Below are 25,395 nucleotides of genomic sequence, written 5' to 3'. Positions count from 1 at the left end.
CTTATGTTGAAGCTGTTGTTATCCCTGATGTTGGCCACCCTGTTGCTGGGGACCGCCTCGGCCCGGGAGATGGGCGCCTCCATGATTGCCTATGACGAGGGGAGCGCCCCGCGCCTCGTCACCGCCAACCAGAGTGCCGGCTCGGTCACCCTGCTTGAGCGCGATAGCGGCAAGCGACTCAAAGAGGCACAACTGAGGGGCGACCTGCGCCAGCTGGCCCGCGCCGATGACGGCACCCTGCTGGTCACCGATTACAGCGGCGATCGCCTGCTGCTCTTGGATGATGATCTCGAGCAGGAAAAAGCGATCCCCACCGGCCATAGACCCTACGGCGTCATCTTCGATCCCAAGCGGCGCTGGTTCTGGGTCACGCTGTTCGAGGGAGGGCGCCTTCAGGCTTATGACAGGGCGGGCAACCTCCAGCTGGATGCAAAAACCGCCGAGACTCCCCGCGGGCTGGCATTGACCAACGACGATCGCCTGCTGCTCACCCACGCCATGACAGGCCAGCTCGCCATCTATGATCTCGCCAAACTTGAGAAGGGCGCTACCCTCCCCAAGCCCAAGCTCATCACCCTGGCGGAAACCCACAGCGATACCCCGAGCGACTCCCAGGGATTGCCGCGCCTGCTGGACGGCATCGCCCTCTCCCCCGATGGCAGCGAAGCCTGGCTGCCCCACGTGCTCTGGAGTTTCGATCACCCCTTCCAGTTTCAGAGCACCGTCTTCCCGGCCGTCTCCATCATCGATCTCGATGAAGAGAAGGAGCGGGTCGATGAAAGAAAACAGCTCTTTTTGCAGATCAACCTGCCCAGCGTCGGCAACCGCAGCCAGATCGTCTCCAACCCGTTCGCGGCGCGCTTCGCCGCCGATGGCAAGCGGGTCTACCTGACCCTGGCGGGTTCCGAAGACTTGCTGGTGTTCGACCTGTCGCGCAGCGGCAAGCAGAACAGCAACCGCCACCGCCGCAAGAAGTTTCAGGGGGGCGCCAAGGCGACCCAGCTATTGCGTCACCTGCCGGGCCAGAATCCGCGCGATCTGCTGATCGATGGCCACCATATCCTGGTCCACAACGTCATGGGGCAGGATCTCACCCGCCTCAATAGCGGCGGCAGCGGCCCGTTTGCCCGGGTCACCGTGGATGTGCCCCACTTCGCCAAGCTGGTAGAGACCGATCCCCGCCCCAAAGCCCTCAAGCGCGGTGAACGGTTGTTCAACCTGGGTAATACTGCCGCCAATAGCCGCTTCCCCATGGCGGGGGACAACTGGATGAGCTGCAACTCCTGCCATCTGGACGGGTTCAACTTCACCAACCGCTATCTGATGGCGGCCCATCGCCAGCAGAGCGGCGACAACGCCATCAACGGCCACGCCAACCTCGCCAACATGGTGGCGGGGGACTTTATCGGCGAATACCTGCGCATGACCCAGCAGACCCAGGGCGGCATGGGCCATGACACCCGCGATGGGGCCGAGCCGGTCGACCCCGCGAGGCCCCATCCCGAGGTGCAGGCGATGATGGAGGATCTGCACGCTTTCGTGACCAGTGATGGCAACCTCCCCTATCTGGCCAACTGGCTTAGGCTCGATGCCCCGCGCAGGGATCCTGCCAAGGCGCCGACCACTCATCCCAAGGAGTGGCTCAACTCCGCCTCCTGCCAGAACTGCCACCAACAGGCGTTCCAGGACTGGAGCGAGAGCAACCACCGGCTGATGGGCAACTCCCACCCCTACTACAAGGTGGTGCAGGCATTGGCCCGCGAAACCGAGGGCGAAGCCTTCGGCCAGTGGTGCCAGGGCTGTCACATGCCCCAGCAGGTGATGAACGGCCAGACTGATCTGCCCAAGGGCTCTCACATGTTCGAGCAGGGCGGGGCTTCGCTCATTGCGGCCCACCAGGCAGGCGAACCTGTGGTTGAGGAAGGGACTGGCTGTGTGCTCTGCCATCGCATCACCCGGCTCGAGGATGCCGGTGGCAACAGCGCCTTTACGGTCAATTTGAAAGACCGCGAGAGCTATGTGTTCGAGGATGCCCCGGGGGGCAGCCTCCAGCACTGGCTGGCAGAGCGGCAGATCAACGCCCGCCCCGCCATGCACAAGGCCTCCTACCAGAAGGATTTCTACCGGGACGCGGCCCTGTGCAAGTCGTGCCACAACGAGTTCGCCCCCGGTACCGGCGCCAATATCGTCAACACCTGGGATGAGTGGGAAAAATCCAGCTTCGCCAAAGCCGAAGATCCTGCCAAACGGCGCACCTGCATCGACTGCCACATGAACCCTACACCTGGCAACGGCGGCGCGCCGGTGGCGGGCCAGTCCACCGAAAACGGCACCGTGAAAGAGCGGCTCTATCGCCACAACTTTACCGGCGCCCAGCATCAGCTAGTGGGGCTGAGGAGTGCAACCCTCGAGCAGGAGAGCCTGGCGCTCTTGCGCTCAAGCGCCACCCTCTCGGCCCGCATTGAAAACCAGAGTGGCCAACCCGCGCTGGTGGTGAGAGTCGCCAATACCGGCGCCGGCCACGCCCTGCCCACCGGGGTCGCCGATTTCCGTGAACTCTGGCTGGAGCTGACCGTCACCGACGCCAGCGGCAAGCTGGTGCTCCAAAGCGGCCAGCCGGTGAACGGCGCCGTCCCTGAGGATGCGCGGCTGTTCAGAAAAGTGTTCGGCGATGCCGAGGGCAAGCCGGTGGGGCTCAAGTTCTGGCGCTACGCCAAGCTCCTTGAAGACACCCGCATCCCGGCCGATGGCTGGCGCGATGAAGTCTGGCCACTGCCGGCGGATGCCGAGGGGCCCTTCAAGGCCGATATCAAACTCAATTTCCGCACCTACCCCAAGTGGGTCAATGATGCGGTGCGCGCCGCCGAGCCGAGCTTGCCGGAGCCACCCATAGTGCAACTCAATCGGCTGCAACTGACCCTGCAGCCCCTCCCCGTCACGCCCGATACGGAGCCTCAATCTTGATGTTCGCAAGTTTTCTCATTACCCTGCGCGAGGGGCTGGAAGCCTTCCTGCTGGTCGGCATCTGCCTCTCCTACCTCGCCAAGCTGGGGGCGAGCCGCTACAACAAGTTCATCTATCTGGGGGTGGGCCTCGGTCTTGTCGCCTCCCTCGTCGTCGCCTTCCTGTTCCAGGTGGTGGTGAGCCAGTTCGAGAGCGAGCGCTACAACCATTTGCTGATGGCGGGGATCCTGATGTTCGCCACCCTGGTGCTCACCTATATGGCTATCTGGATGCAAAAACAGGCCAAATCCCAGGTGGGGGCCATGACGGCGCGCATCGATGCCGCCATCGACGGTGGCAACCTGTTTGGTCTGGTGCTGCTCGCCTTTCTGGCGGTGATGCGCGAAGGCTTTGAAACCGTGCTCTTCTTCTCGGCCCTGGTCTACTCCGGGCAAGGGGTGGATCTGCACCAGGGGCTGATGGGGGCGCTGGCGGGGCTGCTGGTCTCTGTGGTGCTGGTGTGGGGGCTGCTGCGCTCCACCCGCAAGGTGGCGCTGGCCCCCTTCTTCCGCTGGACCGGCCTGCTCATCATCATCATCGCCGCAGGCTTGCTCTCGTCCGCCGTCAACATGTTGCAGGCAGCGGACGTCATCACCTTCTGGACCACGCCGGTCTTCAACATCAGCCACATCCTCGACGATCAGGGGGTATTCGGCACCTTCCTGCGCGCCCTGTTTGGCTACAACGCCTCACCGGCCGGCCTGCAGTTGCTGACCTGGGCCTGTTACCTCATGATCTTTGTCACCCTCTGGCATCGCAGCTATCGCCCCCAGGGGAGCGCCGCCCCGACCAGGGGCTGAGCCCGGGATAACACTCTGTTCGGGAGCCGCGCACAGGCGCGCTCCCCCAGCTATCACGCCGTTTCGGAACACTCATGAACGACAACAACAAGAAGCACATTGCGGTGCTGGGCGCCGGCCCTGCCGGTTTGATGGCCGCCTGGCGCCTGCGCCAGGCCGGTTTTGCGGTCACCCTGTTCGAGCAGGAGCCGGTCGTCGGCGGCATGTGCGCCACCCAGACCTTCAAGGGGCGCGACGGGGAGTATCGCTTCGACTACGGCGGCCACCGCTTCATCACCAAGAACCCCGAGCTGCTCGCCTTTATCGACGAGCTGATGGGGGACGACCTGCTCCACGCCGAGCGAAAGAGCGTCATCCGCTTTGGCGGGCGCACCTATGACTACCCCTTGAACCTGCCCAACCTGCTCAAGACGGCGCCGCTGGCCCTGATGGCCGGTGCGGTGAAGGATCTGCTGCTGTTGCCCTTTGCCAAGAAGCCCACCGATTTTGCCAAGGCGAGCTTTGCCGAGTGGATCCAGAGCCACTTCGGTCGCACCCTCTACCGCCAGTTCTTCGAGGGCTACACCGGCAAGCTGTGGGGCATCAACCCGGACCAGCTCTCCGCCGACTGGGCCGGCCAGCGCATCAGCCTGATCGATCTCAAAGACGTGGCACGCCGCCTGCTGCCAACGCGCAACGGCAGCATGTCGGTGCGCACCTATGCCCGCAAATACCGCTATCCCAAGTACGGCTTCGGCCAGATCTTCACCACCTTGGGGGAGCGGTTGGTGGCCGAAGGGGTTGAGCTGAAAACCGGCGCCACCATCACCCGTCTCGAGCAGGCTGATGGCCGCATCGAACGGGTTTATTGGAAACAAGATGACGTTGAACAGAGCGAGCGCTTTGATCAGGTGATCTCCACCCTGCCGCTGCCGCTCACCTGCCAGCATCTGGGCTTGCCGTGTGATCTGCACTACCGGTCGCTTCGCTTCGTCAATATGCCCCTCAAACAGGAGAACCTGTCGGACAACACCTGGCAGTACCTCTCCGACCCCCATATTCTGGCGACCCGTCTGCAGGAGCCGCGCCGGCGCAGCCCCTTTATGGCGCCACAGGGCCAAACCTCGGTGATGCTGGAGATCCCCTGCAATCCGGGGGATGCCACCTGGCAGGCACCGCTCTCTGATCTGCGCGGCCGGGTCACCGCCGATCTCGACAGCCTCGGCGTCGACACCCAGAAACTTGGCGATGAGACTTTTGAAGCACGTAGCGAGTACGCCTATCCGCTGATGGATCTGGGTTATCAGGCCCGCCGCAACGAAGCCATCCAGGCGCTGATGCCGATCACCAACCTCATCATGACCGGCCGTCAGGGGACATTCCGCTACATCTTCACCGACACCGCCATGGAGATGGGGATGATGGCCGCCGACATGGTGATCGACGGGGTGGACAGACGCAACGCCATCTTCAATCATCGCAACGAAAATACCGTGATCGAAACCCAGAGCGTGGCCTGATGGCCCCTGAATGTGGTGAACGAAGGAGGTGGACAGACGCCGCAACACCTTCAATCATCGCAACGAAAATACCGTCATTGAAACCCAGAGCGTGGCCTGAGTGCCGCGCCATGGGCATAACCTCTTGGCATAAGTAAGGAGAACAGGATGACCATCCGCCCGGGTTTACTCGCCCTCACCCTGCTGCTGACCCTGAGCGGGCAGGCGCAGGCTTACTCCTACGCCGCCGCCGGCAAGGAGCCGCTGATCGACGCCCGCGAGGCACTGCTGGGCGCCGCCACTGACGGCAAGGATGCCAGCGCCACCTTGAGCGAGATTGCCGAGGAGCTGACCTATCTGGAACAGCACCACAAGGTCGAGCTGCAAGCACCGCTGGCCGCCGCCATCAAGGCCAAAGACGCCGCAGCCACCGCCGCCCTGCTCAACCGGGCCTACAAGGCGGAGATCGAGCGCCGCCTAGAAGGGGCCAGCCAGAATCTTGGCGACTACCAGACCGCCAAGGTGCTGGTGGTCAAGAGCAAGCGCTTCCTCGATTTGATCCTCCCCTCCCTCGATGAAGGGGATCGCAAGGCCGCCGAACAGGCGCTGGCCAAGGTGCTCGATGCCATCGGCAACCCTGGGGTGTTCGGGGTGGGAGCCAAGCCCGCCGACGCCGCCGCTTTCACCGAGGCCGAAAAAGCGCTGATGGCCGTGCTGGCACCGCTTTGATGGCCTCTCATCGATGACGACGGCCCCCCTCATCCCCAGCCCTTCTCCCGCACGGGGAGAAGGGGGGCGTCGCCACGCTCGATTATGCTTCGCCAATCGACTCGACTTGCTTGCCCTGCTGCAACTGGCCTGGCTTGGCTGGCTGCTGACCTTCCCCGTGGCGCTTGATTCCGACGATGCCCTGAACTTTGCCCACGGGGTGGTGCGCTTCAGCGTGCTGGAGTTCTCCCCCCACTTTCCAGGCTACCCCGCCTTTATCTGGCTGGCGCGGCTGATCAATCTGGCGGTGGACGAGCCGGCCCGCGCGGTGCAGTGGGCCAGCCTCTTGGGGAGCAGCTTGCTGGCGCCGCTCGCCGCCTTCCTCGCGGCCAGATTGTGGCAGCGGCCCAGCCTGCTGGCGCCTGTCTGGCTGCTGGTATTGGCCCTGCCGCTCACCCCGACCCTGGCGCTCTCCGGCCTGTCCGACGGGCCTGCGCTCGCCGCCTGGCTGGCCGCGCTGCTGGCCTTGCTGCATCGCAAAGCGGCCCTGGCAGGTCTGCTGCTCGGCCTTATGCTGGCCCTGCGTCCCTCCTACTTCGTGCTGGCCCTGCTGCCCCTTTGGCTGGGGATGGCACAGAAGGGCGCGCGCGTCAGGTTTGTGCTCCCCATCGCGCTGGTGGGGCTAGCCTGCCTGCTGTTTGTCTGGCAGGCCGATGGCTGGGCCTATTTTGCCGAGGGGCGCCGCTTTACCGACGGCCACTTTACCCTCTGGGGCAACACAGCGGCGGCCCACGGGGATCGGCTGTTGAGCTGGGCGAATACCTTCAACGATCAGCTCACCCCGCTCTGGCCCCTGTTGATGGGGGCCTTGCTGGTACTGCCACTCTGGAAGCGGTCAAAAGATCACAATGCGACCCCCTCCGTGCTCTGGCCCCTCTACTGGCTCGTCCTGCTGCTCTGGACCCTTGTTGGCCAGAACCCGGACAATCCCCGCCATCTGGCCCCCATCACCCTGCTTGGCCTGGTGCTGCTGGCAAGCTGGCTGCCGCGCCGGGGCGAGCTGACAGCCATGCTGGGAGCCCTGTTGCTGCTGCTCAGCACCCTCACCCCACCGGTGGCACCAGCCATGACCCGGGCCGCCAGACTGGCCGAACAAACGTGCCCGGCGCTGGTGACCCAGTGGGGAGTGAGGCTGCTTAGGGAAACCACAACCCTGCCCGTCACCGACGGCTGGTACCGGGGGGATGCCGCCCTTGCGCTCACCCAGGGGGCCTGCCGCCTCAGCCGCCGCCCCCTGGGGGCAGAGGCGCTACCAGGGCCTTATGACACCCTCTGGTTTTCCCCCCGCTTTCACGCCGAACCCGGCCTCTGGCTCGCCCTGCCCCGCTGAACCGGGCACTTGCGAGGGCATCGCACGACTCGTCTACACTCACAGCCGGGTCTGTCAGGAACCAGTGCAATGGAAAGAAACACGAGCGGAACCAGGGAGGGGATCCGGGTCGCGCTGGCCCTGTTGCTGGCCTGCGCCCTGCTGATGCTGCCGCTCTGGTGGCAGGGGGGCAGCCAGGGACACGATCTGTTTCATCACCTGCTCTCCGGCCACTACTTTGCCCGTCAGCTCTGGCAGGGGGAGCTCTATCCCCGCTGGCTGATGGCCATGAACGGCGGCTTCGGCAGCCCCACCTTCTTCTTCTATCCCCCGCTCCCCTACTACGTCAGCGCCCTCTTTGCCGGGCCCGGTGCCCTCCCCCAGCAGGCCATCTACCCTTTGCTTGGCAGCGCCACCCTGGCCCTGCTGCTCTCCGGGGTGTTTGCCTATCTGTGGCTGCGTGCCACCACGCCCCCTGGCCGGGCCCTGGCCGCCAGCCTGCTCTATCTGGCGCTGCCCTATCATGTCGCCATGAATCTCTATGCCCGCTTCGCCCTGGCGGAGTTCTGGGCCTTCGCCTGGGCTCCCCTTATCCTGCTGGGGCAGGATCTCGCCCACCGCGGACGACCTCAGGGGTTGCCCCTGCTGATCCTGGGGCTGGCGCTGCTGGCCTTCTCCCACCTCCCCAGCCTCTTGCTCATGATGGGGCTGGTCACCTTGCGCGCCTTCTGGTTCGCCAGACGCACCCGCACTCTGACGCCCTGCTGGCAAGCCCTCGGCGCCCAGGGTGTGGGGCTTTGCATGGCAGCCGCCCTGCTGCTGCCTGCCCTGGCGGATCAGGGGGCCATCTCCATGGAGCTGATGCGCGGCGGCATGTTCGACTACAGGCGCAACTTTCTCGACCGCCTGCCCAGCGCCTGGGAGGACTGGCGTTTTCGCGGTCACCTGGCGTGGCAGAGCATGCTGACCCTGGTCCTGCTGCTCATCGCCTGGGCCGCCGCCCGGGAGCCGCGCCACCCCGAGCTGCTGTGCTGGGGGGCGATCGGCGTCGTCGCCTTCCTGATGATGCTGCCCCCGAGCCAGCCTCTCTGGAGCCTGCTTCCCCCCTTGCAGCGGGTGCAGTTTCCCTGGCGGCTCAACCTGGTGCTCGCCCTTGCCACGGTCGCCGTGGTGGCGCTCGGCACCCAGCCCCATCGTCTCTGGCAGGGGCTCTGGTGGGGAGTATTTCTGCTGACCCTCCTCTCCACCCTGGCCTATGTACGTCACGCCCCCCTCACCCAGGCCCCCGAACGAGAGGCCATGGCATTCGAGTTCGACAGCAAGCGCAGTGCCCGGGAATACAGGCCAAGGCAGGTGCCGGGGGGCATGTTCGCCCCGACCCTGCTCGCCTGGAAGGAGGAGTTCCAGCCGCCTGTCAGCGCCGAACCGCCAGGCGCGAGCTGGAGCCTGACCCGCTGGCAACCCCGCGCCCTGGCGCTGGAGGTCAAGGCCCGGGTGCCGACCCGGCTGGTCCTGCACCAATACCATTACCCCGGCTGGGAGGCCCGCCTCGACGGGCACCTGACGCTGACGGTGAGCGCCAATCGCCAGGGGTTGATGCAACTCTGGGTTCCGGCAGGCCACCACAGCCTCACCCTGACCCTGGCGGCACGCTGGCCGGAGCGCACCGGCAATGCCCTCTCCCTGCTCGGATGGCTTGCCTGGCTCTGGCTGCTCTGGCGCCACACCAGACAAAAGGGCATCGGGCAGGATGCACCTGATCGCGCCCGCCAAAACTGATAGACTCAACACCTGCCTCTTAACCCGGCCCAGCCCACGACTCGGATACCCTATGCCCCAAGCCAGCTCCCTCTCCCCCCGTTTCCTCTTCATCCTGCTCGGTGCCCTGGCGGGCCTGACTCCCCTCGCGGTGGACATGTATCTGCCCGCCATTCCCGCCATCGCCCGGGATCTGGCTACCAGCATCGACGGCGCCCAGCTCACCATCAGCGCCTTCCTGGGGGGCTTTGCCATCGGTCAGCTCTTTTACGGGCCGCTCGCCGACAGCTTCGGCAGAAAGCCGGTGATCCTGGCGGGCCTGACGATGTTTGCCGTGGCCTCCGTGGGCTGCGCCATGGCGGACTCCCTGCCTGAGCTCCTCGCCTGGCGCATGTTGCAGGCCGCAGGGGGCGCCGCGGGTTCCGTGGTGGTCAACGCCCTGCTGCGAGACCTGTTCGAGAAGGATGCGTTTTCCCGCGCCATGTCCTTCGTCATCCTGGTGATGACCCTCGCACCCCTGGTGGCCCCCGTGGTGGGGGGGTATATCAGCGCTCACAGCGACTGGCGGGTCATCTTCTGGCTGCTGGTGGTCATCAGCCTGCTCATCTGCCTGGTGATGCAGTGGAAGATTGAGGAAACCCTCAAACCCGAGCACAAGCAGCCCCTGCGACTCGGGCAGGTGCTTCGCAACTACTGGGGAGTGCTCTCCCACCGTGGTGCCATGGGCTATGTGCTGTGCGGCGCCCTGTCGAGCTCCGGCATGTTCGCCTTCCTGAGCGCCTCCCCCTATGTCTACATCGAGTATTTCAAGGTGCCGACCGAGCACTATGGCTGGCTCTTTGGTCTCAACATCCTGCTGATGATGGTGGTCACCTTCGCCAACAGCCGGCTGGTGAAAGGGGTGGGTGCCGAACGCATGCTGCGATACGGCCTGACCGTGCTGCCGCTCGCCGGGGCCCTGCTCATCTACAACGCCTGGAGCCAGACCGGCGGCCTGTGGGGCATCGTCATCCCCGTCGTGCTCTTCGTCGGCCACATCAGCCTGGTGGGGGCCAACGCCATGACCGGCCTGATGGGCCACTTTCCCCAGTCCGCAGGCACCGCCTCGGCGCTGGCGGGCACCCTGCGCTTTGGTCTTGGGGCCCTGGTGGGGGTCCTGGTCAACCTCAATCCCCCTGAGTCGCCGCTCCCCATGGCCATCGCCATCGCCGGTTGCGGCCTGGGGTCGGCCCTCAGTTACTGGCTGCTGAGCGGCAAGCGCGTCCCCTGATGCCTTGCAATGAAAAAGCCCTGTCCATGGACAGGGCTTTTTGCATCGGGGCGCAGGCCTCAGTCATCGGCCTGCAACCCGCTGCGCGCCAGGATCTCGCTCTCCAGCCCATCCAGGCTTAGCTGGTTCTTCTTGCGCCAGTAGGCCTCAATCCCCTCCTGCCCCTGGCGTGCCGACCAGTTGGCAAGATCCTCCCTGTCCCCCTGGTACTCATACAGAGGCACCGACATGCCGCACGACGTCTGGACCCGTTCAATGTCCAGCAGGAAGATCTGACGAGCCGCGACGCTTGGGGGGAACAGCGCCAGCAACGACGGCCATTGCGGATCAGTGCGGTGCAGCACCCGTGCCTGGCCATAGGCTCGCAGGATAAGCGGCGCCCCCTCGAAGGCGCAAAACATCACCGTCATGCGCGGCTGTTGCAGCACCTGGGCCGCGGACTCGTTGCCGCTGCCGGTCAGGTTGAGCCAGACCAGGGTGTGGGCATCGAGGACGCGCAGCGAATCCCCGCCCTTGGGGGAGAGATTGACCGATCCCTTCGCGGCTGCCGTGCCGACGAAGAAGATCTTCTGCCCCTCGATAAAGGTGACATGGCGCGGCGAAAGCGCCTCGAACAGTTGTCCCATCCTGCCTCTCCCTGGTGCCTGGAACCGGGTTGCCTAAAACAGGGCGCTGTTGAGCCACAGGTGCGCCCCTATGCCGACCATATAGCCAAGCAAAATGGCAGGCAACCACTTGAGGTGCCCGACGAAGGTATACATGCCCCTGGCCTGCCCCATCAGGGCAACCCCGGCGGCGGAGCCGACGGAGAGCAGACTGCCCCCCACCCCGGTGGTCAATGTCACCAGCAGCCACTGCCCCGTGCTCATCTGCGGCTCCATGGAGAGCACGGCGAACATCACCGGAATGTTGTCGATCAGGGCGGAGAGCAGGCCGATGGCGACGTTGGCCAGGGTCGGATCGCCACCGTCATAGAGGAAATGGGAGGCAAGCGCCAGATACCCCATAAACCCGAGGCCGCCGACGCACATCACCACCCCGTAGAAGAAGAGCAGGGTGTCCCACTCCGCCTTGGCAATCTTGTTGAACACATCGAACGGCACCACCGAGCCCAGACGCAGCAGCCTGGCCTCGTCCCCGGTGCGCTCATACAGCGCCCGTGCCCGGGCCAGGGTGACGGGCTGGGTCTTTCGCAGATAGAAACTGAAAAATTGCAGGTAGCCCAGCCCCATCATCATGCCGAGCACGGGGGGCAGCCCCAGGAAGTGATGGCAGGCGACGGCGGTCACTATGGTGAGCACAAAGAGCATCACGATGACAACGGCGCCGCGCCTTGGCACCACCATCTCGCCCGGCATGGGGGGCACCAGACGGGGCACCATCAGGCTCATCAGGGTGGCCGGCACCAGGAAGTTGAGCAGGGCGGGGATGAAGAGCAGCAAGAACTGCTGGAACGGCACCTTGCCCGCCTGCCACACCATCAGGGTGGTGATGTCGCCAAAGGGGCTGAAGGCGCCGCCCGCATTGGCTGCCACGACGATGTTGATGCAGGCCAGGTTGATGAAGCGGCGCTCCCCGTTGGCCACGTTGAGCACCACTGAGCACATCAGCAGCGCCGTGGTGAGGTTGTCCACCACGGGGGAGATGAAAAAGGCGAGAAAACCGGTGAGCCAGAAGAGCGTGCGCAGGCTGAATCCCGCCTGCACCAGGCGTACCCGCAGCACGGCGAACAGCAGCCTGTCCTCCATGGCGTTCACATAGGTCATGGCCACCAGCAAGAAGAGCATCAGCTCGGCATACTCCAGCAGGTTGTGCCGAAACCCGGCCTGAACCAGCTCGCTGTGCCCCTGCCCCGTATAGACCAGGCCGATGGCTATCCAGATGATGCCGGCGGCCACCAGCACCGGCTTGGACTTTCGCAGCTTCAGGTACTCCTCGGCCATCACCAGGGCATAAGCCAGGGCGAAGATGGCGAGGGCGAAGAGCCCGATTCCGCTGTGGGTCAGATCGAGGGGGCCGTTGCTCGCAACTGCGGGGGCACTGAGCAGGGCCGCCCCGGGCACGAGGCGGAGGAGTCCAGACATGGCGGCATCTCCTGGCAGGCGTCTGGCATTGAGGCTAGCAGCGCAAAGGGAAGCCGCCCTCCTTGTCATCCTGATGAGCGGCCCGCCGCGGGCACTCAGGCAAACATGAGCGAGGCCCGTTGCCGGGCCCCGTCATCAGGAGGTCTTCTTGCCAAAACCCGATTGCTTGAGGGTGTAGCCTGCGCTGTTTTGCCAGGCATCCAGCCCGCTTCGGTTGTTGCCCGCCACCAGGCTCGCGGCCAGGCTCGGGCTGTTGAAGAGCTGATCGGCGGTAAAGATGAAGCCCCCTTCGGGGTGGGGAACGAGCACCCCCTTGCCCAGCAGCTCCTGGCGCAGCTCGATCACCGCCTCGCGCAGGGAGGCCGCATCCTCGCCGTTGGCGGTGGAGCCCGCCTGGACCATGAAACCGGGGTTTTGCCGCTTGCCCACCGGATAACCATGGGCCTCTGCCCCCTTGCCGTTGAAGTGGTAGAGCTCGCGCTCCCCCGGCTTGTTGTCGGAGAGGGCCTTTTGCAGGGTCATCAGCTCGTTGTAGATATCGATGGGGACCACGGCAGCCTGCTTGACGCCCTTGCTGTCGACGATAAAACTGACTTGCTTGTGTAACATCCTTGCTCATCCTGTGACCCATGGAAGGCCCTATTCTAACCACCTCAGGCAAGCGGGATCCAGCGAGGATCCCCATCCCTTTTGCAGGCGCGATCACTAACTGGCATAGTGACGGACATTGTGAAAGCCATTGACCATCAAACGGTTATCCCATGCTTAGCCTGCGCAACCTCAGTAAACGCTTCGCCAACGGCGGCGAGACGCTCCCCCTGTTTGAGGGGCTGGATCTCGCCCTCACCCCGGGGGAAACCTGCCTGCTGCTGGGGCAAAGCGGCTGTGGCAAGTCCACCCTGCTCAACCTCATCGCCGGTCTCATCGCCCCGGACGAGGGGGAGATCTGGCTGGAAGAGACCCGCCTCGACACCCTGCCGACAGACGAGCGGGCCCGGCTTCGCGGGCGCCATTTCGGCATCGTCTATCAGGATTTCAACCTGCTGCCGACCCTGACCGTGGCCGAGAACCTCGCCCTGCCCCTTCAGATAAACAACCTGCCCCAGGACGATGGGCGCCTCGATGCCCTGCTCGCGCGCCTTGGCATGAGCCACAAGCGCCACGCCTGGCCGGAACAGCTCTCCGGCGGCCAGCGCCAGCGGGTGGCGCTGGCCCGAGCCCTCATTCATCAGCCCCGTTGGCTGCTCGCCGACGAACCCACCGGGAGCCTTGATGAACACAACGCCGAGCAGGTGATGGCCCTGATGATGGCGGCGGTGCGCGATACCGGCGCCGGTCTCTTGCTGGTGAGCCACAACCCGGGCTATGGCGACCTGGCGGATCGGGTGCTGCGCCTTGAAGGGGGGCAGCTGGTCGAGCTCAAGGGGCGCCGCCATGGCTGACGTCTGCCGGGGGGCCTGCTGATGTTGCCGCTCAAGGCGCTGCTGCGCCTCTATCGCGCTCACCCCTGGTTGCTCTTGATGAGCCTGGCCGGGCTCACCCTCGGGGTCACCCTGGTGGTGGCCATCGAGCTCTTGAACCACAGCGCCCGCACCAACTTCGTCGCCGCCCGCAGCCAGCTCGCCGGGGAGGCCAACTACCGCCTGGCCCCCCAGGGTGGCCTGGATGAGCAAGTCTACGTGAGGCTGGTGCGAAGCCAGCCGAACCTTGACGCCATGCCAGAGCTTCACGCCTGGCTCAAGGACGAGCAGGGGCGCAGCTTCCAGTTGCTGGGGATGGATCTCTTCAACCCCGGCCCCCTGCGCCGCCTCTTTGGCGATGCGCCAGACAGCCAACCCGATGTCTCGTTGAATCGCGCCGACAGCGTCTGGCTGGCCGCCCCCGAGGCGAGGCGCCTTGACTGGCAAGCGGGCCAGTCTCGAACCTTTGTGCTGGGGGATGAGGGGCTGCGCCCCCTGACCCTGACCCTGGCGGGCACCTTCGAGCCCGGCGCCGTGCCCATGGAGCGGCTGCTGGTGACCGACATCGGCCTCGCCCAGCCCCTGCTTGGCAAGGAAGGACGGCTCGATCGCATCGTCTTCAAGCTCAGCGAGCAAGAGGCCAATACCTTGCAAAGAGCCTTGCAGGCGGCCCTGCAATCCTATGCTCCCCATCAGCCCCTCTGGCTTGAGCCCATCAGCCCGGCGCTCGATGCCAGCCAGCTCGGGGATGCGCTGGCGCTGAACCTCACCGCCCTCTCCCTGCTCGCCATGGCGGTGGGATTGTTTTTGGTGTTCAACGCCCAGCGCTTCGTGCAGAGCGTGCGCCGCCCCCTGCTCGCCCAGCTCATCATCCTCGGGATGCCGCCGCGCCGGGTGCTTGGCTGGCTCATGCTGGAGCTTGTGATCCTCGCCAGCATCGGCACTCTGCTCGGGCTGCTGCTGGGGATCCTGCTGGCCCTCGCCCTGATGGGGCAGCTCACCCAGGCGCTGGCCGATCTCTATGGCCCCAACCCCATCGACCTGCTGCGCCTCTCCCCGACGAGCCTTGGCAAGGCGCTGGTGATTGGCCTTCTGGGGATGCTTGCCGCCAACCTGCCCGGCTGGTGGCAACTGCTGCGCCAATCCCCCCTTGCGCTGCGAGAGGGCAACAGTCGCCCACCGGCTCACCCCTGGCAACGCCGGGGGCTTGCCATCGCCATTCTGCTGCTGTGCGCCCTGTGTCTATGGCAGCCCTACACTGGCCTTGGCGGCGCCCTCTTCGTGGCCGGAGGCTGGCTGCTCGCCATGGCCCTCCTGCTGCCCGATGCCCTTCGCTCCTTGCTGGGGCGGCTGCGTGCACGCGGCCCCCTCACCGCCCGGCTCGGGGTGGCCGAAACCCTCTATCACCTGGATCGCACCGCCATTGCGGTGATGGCGCTGCAACTGGCCATCGCCGCAGCCATCGGCATCGGGGTCATGGTGTCGAGCTTTCGCTCGAGCGTGGAGATCTGGCTCGGCCAGCGTCTGGCCGCCGATCTCTACGTCACCGCCCCCAAGGGGGTGGCAGGCAGCAGGGGCGCCCTCGGCGAGCAGACCCTCAACACCATCCTCGCCGCGCCGGACGTGCGCGCCGCCTCCCGCCGCGCCGTGCTCCCCGCCCGCTGGCAGGGGCAGCCCATCGAGTGGGCGCAGATGGACTTTATTCCCGAGCTCAAAGCCGCCTATCCCCTGCTGGCCGGGCGCTGGCCCGCCGCTCCCGACGAGGTGCTGGCGAGCGAACCGCTGACGGTACGCCTCGGGGTCAGGGTGGGCCAGCGCCTCGAGGTAACCAGCGAAGGAGGGCCGAGGGCTTTCACCGTCACCGGCGTCTATCAGGATTACGGCAGCGACAAGGGGCAGATACTGCACGCCTTCGAAGGGGGCAAGGTGCAATCCCTTGCCCTCTTCAGCCCGGATCCCGAGCGCCTTGGCGACAGGCTCAGGAGCCAGTTTGGCGAGCAGGTGAACCTGTTGCCCGCCCCCGCCATCCACGCCGCCGCCCTCAGGGTGTTCGATCAGACCTTCGTGGTGACCGAGCTATTGAAGTTACTGATTTTGGGGATCGCTTTCGTCGGCATCGGCTCGTCCTTTATGGTGCTGGGGCTGGCTCGGCGCGGCGAGTTGCAGACCCTGCAGAGCCTTGGCCTGAGCCCGCGCCACTGCCGCCGGCTGCTGGTGTGGCAAGGGGCAGGCCTCGGGCTGCTCACGGCGATCCTGGCATTGCCGGTGGGCTATGGCCTTGCCTGGGTGCTGATTGAGGTGGTCAACCCCCGCGCCTTTGGCTGGCGGCTGGCCTTCGAGGCCGCCCCCCTGCACGCCGTCACGGCGCTTCTGCTGGCGCCGGTGTGCGGGGCGCTGGCCTCCTGGTACGCCGCAAGGAGAGTGGTATGACATATCGGTTGGCGCTCTGGCTCAGCCATGGCTTGACGTCCCCATTGACCAGATCTCTGTCACCGCCCCTGATTCAGCGCAGAGAAGCGCACAGAGCTGCAGCGAACCATCCCCTCTCCCTTCGGGAGAGGGCCAGGGTGAGGGGAATCTTGTCCTCTTTACGGACCCTGTGGCTTGCAGCCCGCTTGATCCCGCTTGTTGCCATAAATGGCAACGCGCAGGCCAGCGATCTGGGAACCATCCTGGGTGGCGGCAACGATCACTTCAAAAAGGCCCTGCCGGGTCAATCCATCAACCTGCCCGCTGATCACGCTGCCCACCCCGACTACCGCTCCGAGTGGTGGTATCTCACTGGCAACCTCAAAGACGAGCAGGGACGCGGCTACGGCATGCAGTGGACCCTGTTTCGCCAAGGCATCGAACAGGAGATCACCTCGGAGAACCCCTGGCTCACCCCCCAGCTCTGGCTGGCCCAGTTCGCCATCACGGATGTGAGCAAAGGCAGCCACCAGCAGGACGAGCGCACCAGCCGCCAGGGGCCAGGGCTCGCCGGTGCCAGCGGCGGTGAGTATTGGCTGAAAGAGTGGGTGCTTACCTCTCAAGGGGAAGCGCTTTTTCCTGCCACCCTCAAGGTGCAGAGCAAGGCGGGGGATCTTGATGTGAAGGTGAGCGCCGCCAAGCCCGCGGTGCTACAGGGCAAAGCGGGTTACAGCGAGAAGAGCCCGGGCAACGCCTCCTTCTACTACTCCTACCCCCGCCTGACCATCAGCGGCACCCTGACCCTGGATGGCGAGACCCGCACCGTCAGCGGTGAGGGGTGGTTTGATCACGAGTGGAGCAGCTCGGTATTGGCCCAGTGGCAATCGGGCTGGGACTGGTTTTCGCTGCAATTTGAAGATGGCCGCGAGCTGATGCTGTTTCGCCTGCGCACCAAATCGGGACACTCTGAGCCGGAGAACCGCTACGGCATCCTGATTGAACAAGACGGCAGCAGTCGGGTGCTGTCGCCTGACTCCATCGTCCTCACTCCCGGCAAGACCTGGCGCGGTCCAAAGGGGCAGGACTACCCCGTGGAGTGGCAACTCAAGGCCGCCGATTTGAACCTCACTATCCGTGCTCGCCAACCCAATCAGGCCATGACGGGACGCTTTGACTACTGGGAGGGGGCGGTATCCGTCTCGGGAGATGCCAAGGGGGTCGGCTATCTGGAGATGACGGGGTATTGAGCCCAGGGCCTCCCCGCTTCGATTTTGGATCCCCATCAAAATAACGCGTCAAACCTCTTCTCACATAAAACGTTTCACTCAACAAGTGAAGTCGCGCTTGATACCCTGCTCATCCTGTTTTCACAGCTCTAATGGCAGACAATGGAGTCCCGTATGCCTCCCACCCAATCAGGTTAAACGCAGCACTCTGGGAACTTTAAGCCTGTACGGTAGCAATGTTGCTTTCTGACATAATGGTATGGAGTAGGTATCAGTGAAAGCTGAGTAGGATAATTTATAAAAGTTAAAAATATCAGAAATATAGGTTAACAAAAAATACATATGGCCCTTAAATATATTTGACATTTGCAACTTTAAGATATTCATGCCATTAGCAATGGATAGACATACCTTTTTACACAAAGAGAATCTAATTATATTTCGTCGCAAAACGTTCTATATAGGATAGATATGAAGCACTTCTTTATTAAGCAAATGATCCTTGACCCTACAATAGCATTACGGATAGATGAGTCTGAATTTTATTCACTAAAGCACTCAATGGATATATTATTATCAGCAAAGGCGATAGAAGAAAAGTATGATATTCTTGTCTCAAATTTTTTATAATTTGAGAAGGAAATACTATCACAACTAGCCCAACAAATGATTTTCACCCAAGAAACCTATCAGCAGTCTTATGAGCTACAAAGTACTTTAAATAGAAGGGTGGTAAATCTACTTACATCAACAAAATTATATTATGATCAGATTGAAAAACACGTTCGCATTTGTATGCACGGTGACCATGATTGTGGCAGACAAGCAAAGATTTACTTCAGCACTGAGTATGACACCCACTTCGAATATAGGTTTATGGAGGCACTTAGAAACCATGTCCAACATTACGGCTTAGCCGTTCACTCACTTTCATTACAAAGTAAGTGGGTTGGCCCTCATGAGGATCATCAGCTGATTAATCAGATAAAAATCTTCGCTACTAAACATGATATTTCTTTAAATTCAGGATTTAAAAAAACAGTATTCCATGAAATGCCTGAAAGAGTAGAAATTATAAAGGCAATTAGAATTTACATCGGCTGTTTTAGTAATGTGCATATTAAAATTAGAACACTTATAAGTGAAAACGTATCATCATCTAGAGTGAACGTTGAAAATGCTCTAAATAACTATAAAGAGGCTAACTCAGGTAATGCTATAGGAGCAAGTGCGTATATCGTGAATGTAGATAATCCAACATCTAAGCCAATAGAACAGTTTGCACTTTTACTTGATTGGGATGATGTTAGAGTCGGCCTTGTCAATAAAAATAAAACGCTTCACAACATATATCGTTGGCATGTTAGTGGAAGCTATCTATAAATTTAATAAACTCTATGTTTGTTATCACCTAGTGGTGAATGCTCCGACATAACGACTACAACCTCCTTTCACTCTCTGCCTTGATGGCGCCCAGTATCCGGCGCCGGATCAGGCCGCTGACGGGGCGGATCAGATACCAGTAAGGTGCGAACTTGAGGTGGCAAGCCAGATCCGGGCAGAACACCCTTGTCTGGGTGGTCAACCGGGTGGTGCCGTTTGGCTGGCGGCTGGCCGAAAACCCCAGAGCGAGCTTGGCAACGCCTGGCGCTGCAAAGTCCAGATAAGCCTGACTGTCCGCCATGGTCACCAGACCAAAGTCCGGCCGCCAGAACCGGCCGACAAGGCCGTAGAGCAGCGTGTTGTCGTCCTGGCTGTCGAGCGGCACGAATCTGTGCAGGCCAAAGGGAGGCGGGCTGGCGCTCTGTTGGCGGCCGAGAAGGTGCCCAAGGCGCATCGGCACTTCCCGCAAGCCGATCAGGTGGCGAAAGGTCGGATCCGCTTCCGGTCGATAGTTGGCCGCCGCCTGGATGACGGTGTGCGGGTCGGCGGCAATGTCGCGAGCGTGCTCTTCACAGAAGTGATAGGCAGGCAGATAGTGGTTTAGCGGCGTCATCAATCCTTCCTTGCCATCGCTCGTATCAGCATCGGCCCCTTTCATAGCACGTAGCACCAGACAAGTCCCGTTTTTAAGCCACCTTGTTCACCCCATTGAAAACGGCAGGATAGTTATCCTGCCGTTTTGTTTCCCTATCTCGCCGCCTGATCCACCAGATAGAGGATGCTGTGATAGGGAATGCCGGCGTGCTGGCTGAGCCCCATTTCACAGGTGCGGCTGTTGCTGAAACCCTGACGGCAATCGTTGGGAACCTGGGCGGGCAGGCTGGCAAGCGCCGCGGCGTTGAGCTCCGGGGTCATCAGCCCCTTGTCGCCGGCAAAGCCGCAGCACTGGATATGCTCTGGCACGATCACCTCGCGGGCACAGGCGCGGGCCACCGCCAGCATCTTATCCCCCAGCCCCATACGCCGGCTGCTGCAAGTGATATGGAGCATCACTGTCTCATCGATGGGGGTCAGCTCAAGGTGGGGCAGCAGGTGTTCCAGCACAAAGGCGGAGGGCTCGAACACCCGAAGCCCCTTGCCGAGCGCCCCCGACAGCAGTCGCTGCACGCAGGGGCTGGTGTCGAGCAGCACGGGCCAGCGCCCCTGCTCGCTTGCCTGCCACAGGGCCTCGGCCAGCTCCGTACGCTTGGCAGCGGCCACCTCGACCATCCCCTTGCTGTCATAGGGCATGCCGCAGCAGAGCCCCTCAATACCTTGCGGCACTATCACCCGGCAGCCCGCTTTATTGAGCAGGGATAACACCACGTCCGGCAGTGACGGGGCCTCCTCCTGCTGGCCGAACACCCGGCTCGCGCAGGACGGCAAATAGGCCACAGCGCGCTCGCTGGATCCGCCATGGCTCCCCTCCCCTTGCGACCACCGGTAACGGCTCGGCCCCGGCAGGGTGGGCAACCAGGCGGGGGTGCGCTGGCCGCTCAGATGGCGAACCCCATTCACCAATCCTGCCAGCGCCTTGTCTCCCAGCAGCTTGCCGGCAATGGCTTTGAGGCCCAGCGCACTGCGCGCCGTGCGGGTAACGCCGGCGAAGTGATCGGCGCTCCAGCGGGCGATGGGCACGAAGCGCCGGTATTTGTCAGTGCGCAGCTTCTTGATCAGGCTGCCGGTGTTGATGCCGACCGGGCAGCGATCGGCGCAGAGCCCGGTGGCGGCGCAGGTGTCGATGCCCTGATAGTCAAACAGCCGGGCCAGCTGGTTGGAGGGCTCATCGGCACGATTGCGGCGGGCCAGTTCGCGATAGAGCACGATGCGCTGGCGCGGCGAGAGCGACAGGGTGCGCGAGGGGCAGACCGCCTCGCAAAAGCCGCACTCGATGCACGGATCGACGATGGCATCACTCGCCGGCATGGGTTTGAGGTGTGCCAGGTGGGCCTTGGGGTCGTCGTTGATGATGACGCCGGGATTGAGCAAGCCATCGGGGTCCAGCAGCGCCTTGATGCGGCGCATCAGCGCCATCCCCTCCGGCCCCCATTCCAGTTCCACATAGGGGGCCATGTTGCGACCGGTGCCGTGCTCGGCCTTGAGGGACCCGCCAAAGCGCACGGCGACCAGCTCCGCCACCGCATCCATAAAGGCGCCGTAGCGGGCCACCTGGGCCGGATCGTCAAAGCCCTGGGTAAAGACGAAGTGCAGGTTCCCCTCCAGCGCGTGGCCAAAGATGATGGCTTCACCGTATTCGAAGCGATCGAACAGGGCTTGCAGCCCCGCCACCCCTTCGGCCAGGCGCTCGATGGGAAAGGCGACATCCTCGATGATGACGGTGGTGCCGGTGGTGCGCACCGCCCCCACCGCCGGGAAGAGCCCCTTGCGAATCGCCCAGAGCCCGGCGCTGTCGCCGGTAAAGGGCACAGAAGCGACCTGAGCGAACTCGGCGGCCATGGCCGTCACCTGCTCGCAGCGATCGACCAGCGCCTCTTTCGATGCCCCATGCACCTCCACAAGCAGGGCGCAGGCCGCCAGGTCCAGGGTCTTGATAAAGTCCGGCAGGCCGGGCTTGCCCGCCACCGAGCGAAGGGATCGCCCATCCATCAGCTCCACCGCCGCCACCGGCGCACTTTTCAGGCGCGAGGTGGCCAGACAGGCCTGCTCGGCGTCCCGAAACACCAGCAGGGCCGAGGCCTTGTGGGGGTATTCGGGCACGGTGTCGAGCACCACCTCGGCGATAAAGCCGAGGGTCCCCTCCGAGCCGATCATCAGGTGGGTGAGGATATCGACGGGGTCCTCATGGTCGAGCAGGGCATTGATGGCGTAGCCGGTGGTGTTCTTGAGCCGGTACTTGTGGCGAATTTTCGCGGCAAGCTCGGCGTTCGCCAGCACCTCGGCGCGCAGGGCGGCGAGCCCCGAGAGCAGCTCCGGGCGTTTGGCCGCCAAGGCGGCGCGGCTCCGGGGGTCGCCGCTCTCCAGCACGGTGCCATCGGCCAGCAGCAGGGTCATGGCGTGCAGGGTGTGGTAGCTGTTATGGGCGGTGCCGCAGCACATGCCGCTCGCGTTGTTGGCGGCGATGCCACCGAGCTTGCAGGCGTTGATGGAGGCGGGATCCGGCCCAATCTTGCGCCCCAGGGGCGCCAGATAGCGGTTGGCATCGGCGCCGATCACCCCGGGTTGCAGGGCGATGCGGGCCCCCTCGTCCAGAATGCGGTGGCCGCGCCAGCTGTCGGTCAGGGTGATGAGCACCGAATCGCTCAGGGCCTGGCCCGAGAGACTGGTGCCGGCGGCGCGAAAGGTGCACGGCAGGCCCAATTCGCGGCACACCGACAGCACGAAGCGCACTTCATCCAAAGAGTCGAGGCGCACGATGCGCTCGGGCACCAGCCGGTAGAAGCTGGCGTCCGTGCCGTGGGCCAATCGCAAGTCCGGGTCGCTCACCAGGCGCTCCTGCGGGATGCGCGAAAGCACGGCAGCGTCAAATTCATTCCAGCGCATCAGCAATCCTCCACCAGCACGACCAAGAGACGGCTCGGGCCATGGGCGCCGTAGGCCAGGGTCTGCTGGATGTCGGCGGTCTTGGAGGGGCCGGAGACCAGCAGCAGATTGGTGGGCATGGCCTGTTGCCAGCGCCCGGCCGCCACCAGCCCCGCCAGGTTGTCGGCGATGGTGGAGGCCGCCAGCAGGGCGATATGGCAGGGGGGCACCAGGGACAAGGTGCGCGGCTCACCGTTATCCGGCAGCAACACCAGAGTGCCGGTATCGGCGATGGCCCCCGCGCAGTGGATGATGCCCGCCTGACAGATGTCAAACAGATCGTCTTTCCAGCTCGCGAACTCCCCCGCCGGGGCCAGCACAGAGCGCCCGGCGCAGGCGGCCGCGACCGCTTTCTGCCAACGGCCGCCCTGGCCACAAGCCAGATGCGTTATTGCTTCTCTATCCAGCCAGGCGGTCAGCTCCCGGGCCAGTGTTTCCTCCTTGACGGTGAGGATCTCGGCGTGGCTCGCGCTGATCCCGGCAACAAAGCGCTCGCGCCGTGCGTTGTCATCTACCCCGCGCCAGGGCTGCCAGGCGTGCGGTGCGTGGGCCATGGGGGTGGCGGCGCCGCGCAGGCGGCTTAATATGGCCTCTTTGCTCGACATCTCAGGACTCCTTCTTCTTCTGGCGCAGCAGGGCGTGCAGGCTCTGGGGGGCGGGTTTGGGGGCTTCGCGGCACTGGGTCCAGGGGCCCAGGTGTTTGGGCATCAAGCCCCGCAGGCGACCGGCCACCCCGGTTGCGGCGTGGTAGAGGCGCGGGTGGGTAGCGGCAAAGGCAAAGCCCTGCATGGCGAGGGTCTCGAGTCGGCTCCTGGCCGCCCCCTGCCCCGCCAGCGGTTCGTGGCCGGGCTGTGCGTCGTGCTTGGCCTCCCGGCGCAGGCGCTGCAACAGGTCGGGAATGGGGATGCGCACCGGGCACACCTCGCCGCAGGCACCGCACAGGCTGGAGGCCGTCACCAGATCGCTCGTGCTTTCCAGCCCCAGCAGGTGGGGGGAGATGATTTTGCCGATGGGACCCGGGTAGATGGTGCCGTAGGCGTGGCCGCCGATGCGGGTGTAGACCGGGCAGTGGTTCATGCAGGCGCCGCAGCGGATGCACTGCAATGTCTTGCGCAGCTCCTCATCCCGGTAAGCCTGGCTGCGGCCGTTGTCGAGCAGCACCAGGTGCACCTCGTCCGGGCCGTCCAGCTCTCCTGCCCGGCGCGGGCCGCTGATGACGTTGAAGTAGGTGGTGATGGCCTGACCGGTGGCCGAGCGGGTCAGGGCGCTGTAAAGCGGCGGCACGTCGGATAGGCACTCCACCACCTTCTCGATGCCGGTGATGGCCACGTGCACTTTCGGCACAGTAGTGCACATGCGCCCGTTGCCCTCGTTCTCCACGAGACACAGGCTGCCGGTCTCGGCCACCGCAAAGTTGACGCCGGAGAGCCCCATGCCGGCGCGGCGAAACTCTTCACGCAGGGCCCGCCGCCCGGTCTGGATCAGTTCGTCCACGTCCGTGGTGGGGGTGAAGCCTTCCAGATTGCCGGCGAAGGTGTCGCTCACCTCCTGCTTGTTCTTGTGGATGGCGGGCATGATGATGTGTGACGGGGTGTCGCCGTCGAGCTGGACGATAAACTCCCCCATGTCGCTCTCAAGGCAGCGGATGCCGTGGCGCGCCATCTCGTGGTTGAACCCCACCTCCTCGCTCACCATGGACTTGCCCTTGACGATGCTGCTCACCCCGTGTTGCTGGGCGATGCGAAGGATGATGGCGTTGGCCTCGGCCGGCGTCTGGGCCCAGTGCACCTTTATGCCGTTGCGCTCGCAGTTGGCTTCGAGCTGCTCCAGCAGGTCCGGCAGGCGCGAGAGACAGCGCTGGCGGATTTGCTCCGCCGCATCGCGCACCGCCGCTTCTTCGGCGGGGTCGGCGAAGGCATCCCGGCGCTTGGCGCGCAGGTAATCCATGGCGCCGCGAAAATTCTGGCGCAGCACCGGGTCGGCCAGGGCCGCCTCGGCCTGGGGATGGAAGCGGCGCGGCGAATACTTGGCGTGATCAGACATGGGGCTGGGCCTCTTTGGTATGAGCCAAATCGCTAACAGCGGCGCCGTCATGAGCTATTTCGTCACTGTCGGGGCGGCTGTGGGCGAGCAGGAAGCTCGCCAGGTGGGTGGCAGGCAAGATCCTGCCCTGATAGGCCAGGGATCCCTTGATGTTCAAGAGGCACCCCCAGTCGGCGCTCACCAGGGTGTCGGCGCCGGTGGCCAGCAGGTGGCGGGTCTTGTCCTCCACCATGGCCTGGCTGATGTGGGGGTGACGCACCGAGAAGGTGCCGCCAAAGCCGCAGCACTCGCTCTCGTAGGCCTGTTCATGCAAGGTGACACCATCGAGCTGCCCCAGCAGGCTGCGGGCCGTGGTGTGTACCTGCATCTCGCGCCGGGCCGAGCAGGAGGTGTGCATGACCATGCTCGCCTCCCCCACCCCGTGCCAGCGCACCCGGCAGACCCGGGCCAGAAACTCGGTGAGCTCGAACACCCGATCGCAAAAATCGGCCACATCGGGGCTCTCGGGGAAGAGGCGGCGGTAGTGGTGGTGCATCATGCCGCCGCAGGAGCCCGACAGCACCACCACCGGCCAGGGCTCGGGGAAGAGCGCCATCTGGCTTTGCGCCACCTTGCGCGCCTCCTCCTCGTGACCCGAGGTGTAGGCCGGCTGCCCGCAGCAGGTCTGTTTCTCGACAAAGTGCACCCTTATCCCTTCCCGCTCGATCAGGGCGATGGCATCGAGCCCCGCCACCGGGTCGAACAGGTCCACCAGACAGGTAGCGTAGAGATAGACATCGGCCGGCTTGGCCGGGTAGACCCGCATTACCTTCATCACTTGCTCTC

General features: G+C 63.9%; 19 protein-coding genes. 11 read left to right on the top strand and 8 right to left on the bottom strand.

Annotated elements, in window-relative coordinates; genetic code table 11:
* Nucleotides 1-3: 3 nt before the first annotated feature.
* The 7 genes from AB5Y47_RS05320 to AB5Y47_RS05290 all read left to right on the top strand — a co-directional run bounded on the left by AB5Y47_RS05320 (nt 4) and on the right by AB5Y47_RS05290 (nt 10,386).
* Nucleotides 4-2,964 carry a YncE family protein gene (locus AB5Y47_RS05320; RefSeq protein ID WP_368219988.1) on the top strand — a complete coding sequence of 987 codons (2,961 nt, stop codon included), beginning with the start codon at nt 4-6 and terminating at the stop codon, nt 2,962-2,964.
* Nucleotides 2,964-3,803, top strand: a complete 840-nt coding sequence (locus tag AB5Y47_RS05315) for an FTR1 family protein (RefSeq protein WP_069652632.1) — start codon at nt 2,964-2,966, stop codon at nt 3,801-3,803. Before AB5Y47_RS05320 ends, AB5Y47_RS05315 begins: the two co-directional genes overlap by 1 nt.
* Nucleotides 3,804-3,877: 74 nt before the next feature.
* Nucleotides 3,878-5,302, top strand: coding sequence for an FAD-dependent oxidoreductase (locus tag AB5Y47_RS05310; RefSeq protein WP_368219987.1), 1,425 nt, complete (start codon nt 3,878-3,880; stop codon nt 5,300-5,302).
* 147 nt (nt 5,303-5,449) lie between these two features.
* Nucleotides 5,450-6,010: a hypothetical protein gene (locus tag AB5Y47_RS05305; RefSeq protein ID WP_069652634.1), complete on the top strand. Its 561-nt coding sequence runs from the start codon at nt 5,450-5,452 to the stop codon at nt 6,008-6,010.
* Nucleotides 6,011-6,116: 106 nt separating this feature from the next.
* The gene (locus tag AB5Y47_RS05300) at nt 6,117-7,379 is read left to right on the top strand and encodes a hypothetical protein (protein WP_069652635.1); all 1,263 of its coding nucleotides are present in this window, start codon (nt 6,117-6,119) and stop codon (nt 7,377-7,379) included.
* 69 nt (nt 7,380-7,448) lie between these two features.
* Nucleotides 7,449-9,137, top strand: a complete 1,689-nt coding sequence (locus tag AB5Y47_RS05295; protein ID WP_069652636.1) for a 6-pyruvoyl-tetrahydropterin synthase-related protein — start codon at nt 7,449-7,451, stop codon at nt 9,135-9,137.
* A gap of 52 nt (nt 9,138-9,189) precedes the next feature.
* Nucleotides 9,190-10,386 carry a Bcr/CflA family multidrug efflux MFS transporter gene (locus AB5Y47_RS05290; protein ID WP_049637007.1) on the top strand — a complete coding sequence of 399 codons (1,197 nt, stop codon included), beginning with the start codon at nt 9,190-9,192 and terminating at the stop codon, nt 10,384-10,386.
* A gap of 59 nt (nt 10,387-10,445) precedes the next feature.
* Here AB5Y47_RS05290 and AB5Y47_RS05285 read toward each other — a convergent pair whose 3' ends face one another.
* The 3 genes from AB5Y47_RS05285 to AB5Y47_RS05275 form a co-directional block, all read right to left on the bottom strand.
* Nucleotides 10,446-11,012 carry a pyridoxamine 5'-phosphate oxidase family protein gene (locus tag AB5Y47_RS05285; protein WP_069652637.1) on the bottom strand — a complete coding sequence of 189 codons (567 nt, stop codon included), beginning with the start codon at nt 11,010-11,012 and terminating at the stop codon, nt 10,446-10,448.
* 33 nt (nt 11,013-11,045) lie between these two features.
* Nucleotides 11,046-12,470, bottom strand: coding sequence for a sodium:proton antiporter NhaD (gene nhaD, locus AB5Y47_RS05280; RefSeq protein ID WP_069652638.1), 1,425 nt, complete (start codon nt 12,468-12,470; stop codon nt 11,046-11,048).
* 135 nt (nt 12,471-12,605) lie between these two features.
* The gene (locus AB5Y47_RS05275) at nt 12,606-13,079 is read right to left on the bottom strand and encodes a DUF4357 domain-containing protein (protein ID WP_010674381.1); all 474 of its coding nucleotides are present in this window, start codon (nt 13,077-13,079) and stop codon (nt 12,606-12,608) included.
* Nucleotides 13,080-13,231: 152 nt separating this feature from the next.
* On the opposite strand from AB5Y47_RS05275, the gene AB5Y47_RS05270 reads away from it, so the two are divergent.
* The 4 genes from AB5Y47_RS05270 to AB5Y47_RS05255 all read left to right on the top strand — a co-directional run bounded on the left by AB5Y47_RS05270 (nt 13,232) and on the right by AB5Y47_RS05255 (nt 18,948).
* The gene (locus tag AB5Y47_RS05270) at nt 13,232-13,912 is read left to right on the top strand and encodes an ABC transporter ATP-binding protein (protein ID WP_041215391.1); all 681 of its coding nucleotides are present in this window, start codon (nt 13,232-13,234) and stop codon (nt 13,910-13,912) included.
* Between the two features lie 21 nt (nt 13,913-13,933).
* Entirely contained in the window at nt 13,934-16,360 is a 2,427-nt protein-coding gene (locus AB5Y47_RS05265; RefSeq protein WP_069652639.1) for an FtsX-like permease family protein, read from the top strand.
* Between the two features lie 185 nt (nt 16,361-16,545).
* On the top strand, nt 16,546-17,586 hold the full coding sequence (locus tag AB5Y47_RS05260; RefSeq protein ID WP_069652640.1) for a lipocalin-like domain-containing protein: 1,041 nt from the start codon (nt 16,546-16,548) through the stop codon (nt 17,584-17,586).
* 645 nt (nt 17,587-18,231) lie between these two features.
* Complete coding sequence (locus AB5Y47_RS05255) at nt 18,232-18,948, top strand: hypothetical protein (protein WP_368219985.1); 717 nt, start codon at nt 18,232-18,234, stop codon at nt 18,946-18,948.
* Nucleotides 18,949-19,003: 55 nt separating this feature from the next.
* On the opposite strand, the gene AB5Y47_RS05250 is transcribed toward AB5Y47_RS05255, so the two are convergent.
* The 5 genes from AB5Y47_RS05250 to AB5Y47_RS05230 all read right to left on the bottom strand — a co-directional run bounded on the left by AB5Y47_RS05250 (nt 19,004) and on the right by AB5Y47_RS05230 (nt 25,384).
* Complete coding sequence (locus tag AB5Y47_RS05250) at nt 19,004-19,561, bottom strand: hypothetical protein (protein ID WP_069652641.1); 558 nt, start codon at nt 19,559-19,561, stop codon at nt 19,004-19,006.
* Between the two features lie 134 nt (nt 19,562-19,695).
* On the bottom strand, nt 19,696-22,488 hold the full coding sequence (locus tag AB5Y47_RS05245) for an FAD-binding and (Fe-S)-binding domain-containing protein (protein ID WP_368219983.1): 2,793 nt from the start codon (nt 22,486-22,488) through the stop codon (nt 19,696-19,698).
* Entirely contained in the window at nt 22,488-23,132 is a 645-nt protein-coding gene (locus AB5Y47_RS05240; protein WP_368219982.1) for a lactate utilization protein C, read from the bottom strand. The genes AB5Y47_RS05245 and AB5Y47_RS05240 overlap by 1 nt, the downstream gene beginning before the upstream one ends.
* 1 nt (nt 23,133) lies before the next feature.
* Complete coding sequence (locus tag AB5Y47_RS05235; RefSeq protein ID WP_368219980.1) at nt 23,134-24,570, bottom strand: LutB/LldF family L-lactate oxidation iron-sulfur protein; 1,437 nt, start codon at nt 24,568-24,570, stop codon at nt 23,134-23,136.
* Nucleotides 24,563-25,384 carry a (Fe-S)-binding protein gene (locus AB5Y47_RS05230; RefSeq protein WP_368219990.1) on the bottom strand — a complete coding sequence of 274 codons (822 nt, stop codon included), beginning with the start codon at nt 25,382-25,384 and terminating at the stop codon, nt 24,563-24,565. Before AB5Y47_RS05230 ends, AB5Y47_RS05235 begins: the two co-directional genes overlap by 8 nt.
* Nucleotides 25,385-25,395: the final 11 nt, after the last annotated feature.

The organism is Aeromonas sp. R7-2 (genome assembly GCF_040908105.1).
GTDB classification, from domain to species: domain Bacteria; phylum Pseudomonadota; class Gammaproteobacteria; order Enterobacterales; family Aeromonadaceae; genus Aeromonas; species Aeromonas caviae.
The sequence above is the reverse complement of the archived record's forward strand: the minus strand, read 5'-3'. Positions and strand labels throughout refer to the sequence as shown.

What these genes read in the sequence shown, in the direction of transcription:
- AB5Y47_RS05320 (WP_368219988.1), top strand. Translation starts at nt 4, where the DNA reads ATGTTGAAGCTGTTGTTATCCCTGATGTTGGCCACCCTGTTGCTGGGG.
- AB5Y47_RS05315 (WP_069652632.1), top strand. Translation starts at nt 2,964, where the DNA reads ATGTTCGCAAGTTTTCTCATTACCCTGCGCGAGGGGCTGGAAGCCTTC.
- AB5Y47_RS05310 (WP_368219987.1), top strand. Translation starts at nt 3,878, where the DNA reads ATGAACGACAACAACAAGAAGCACATTGCGGTGCTGGGCGCCGGCCCT.
- AB5Y47_RS05305 (WP_069652634.1), top strand. Translation starts at nt 5,450, where the DNA reads ATGACCATCCGCCCGGGTTTACTCGCCCTCACCCTGCTGCTGACCCTG.
- AB5Y47_RS05295 (WP_069652636.1), top strand. Translation starts at nt 7,449, where the DNA reads ATGGAAAGAAACACGAGCGGAACCAGGGAGGGGATCCGGGTCGCGCTG.
- AB5Y47_RS05290 (WP_049637007.1), top strand. Translation starts at nt 9,190, where the DNA reads ATGCCCCAAGCCAGCTCCCTCTCCCCCCGTTTCCTCTTCATCCTGCTC.
- AB5Y47_RS05285 (WP_069652637.1), bottom strand. Translation starts at nt 11,012, where the DNA reads ATGGGACAACTGTTCGAGGCGCTTTCGCCGCGCCATGTCACCTTTATC.
- nhaD (WP_069652638.1), bottom strand. Translation starts at nt 12,470, where the DNA reads ATGTCTGGACTCCTCCGCCTCGTGCCCGGGGCGGCCCTGCTCAGTGCC.
- AB5Y47_RS05275 (WP_010674381.1), bottom strand. Translation starts at nt 13,079, where the DNA reads ATGTTACACAAGCAAGTCAGTTTTATCGTCGACAGCAAGGGCGTCAAG.
- AB5Y47_RS05270 (WP_041215391.1), top strand. Translation starts at nt 13,232, where the DNA reads ATGCTTAGCCTGCGCAACCTCAGTAAACGCTTCGCCAACGGCGGCGAG.
- AB5Y47_RS05265 (WP_069652639.1), top strand. Translation starts at nt 13,934, where the DNA reads ATGTTGCCGCTCAAGGCGCTGCTGCGCCTCTATCGCGCTCACCCCTGG.
- AB5Y47_RS05255 (WP_368219985.1), top strand. Translation starts at nt 18,232, where the DNA reads ATGATTTTCACCCAAGAAACCTATCAGCAGTCTTATGAGCTACAAAGT.
- AB5Y47_RS05250 (WP_069652641.1), bottom strand. Translation starts at nt 19,561, where the DNA reads ATGACGCCGCTAAACCACTATCTGCCTGCCTATCACTTCTGTGAAGAG.
- AB5Y47_RS05245 (WP_368219983.1), bottom strand. Translation starts at nt 22,488, where the DNA reads ATGCGCTGGAATGAATTTGACGCTGCCGTGCTTTCGCGCATCCCGCAG.
- AB5Y47_RS05240 (WP_368219982.1), bottom strand. Translation starts at nt 23,132, where the DNA reads ATGTCGAGCAAAGAGGCCATATTAAGCCGCCTGCGCGGCGCCGCCACC.
- AB5Y47_RS05235 (WP_368219980.1), bottom strand. Translation starts at nt 24,570, where the DNA reads ATGTCTGATCACGCCAAGTATTCGCCGCGCCGCTTCCATCCCCAGGCC.
- AB5Y47_RS05230 (WP_368219990.1), bottom strand. Translation starts at nt 25,384, where the DNA reads ATGAAGGTAATGCGGGTCTACCCGGCCAAGCCGGCCGATGTCTATCTC.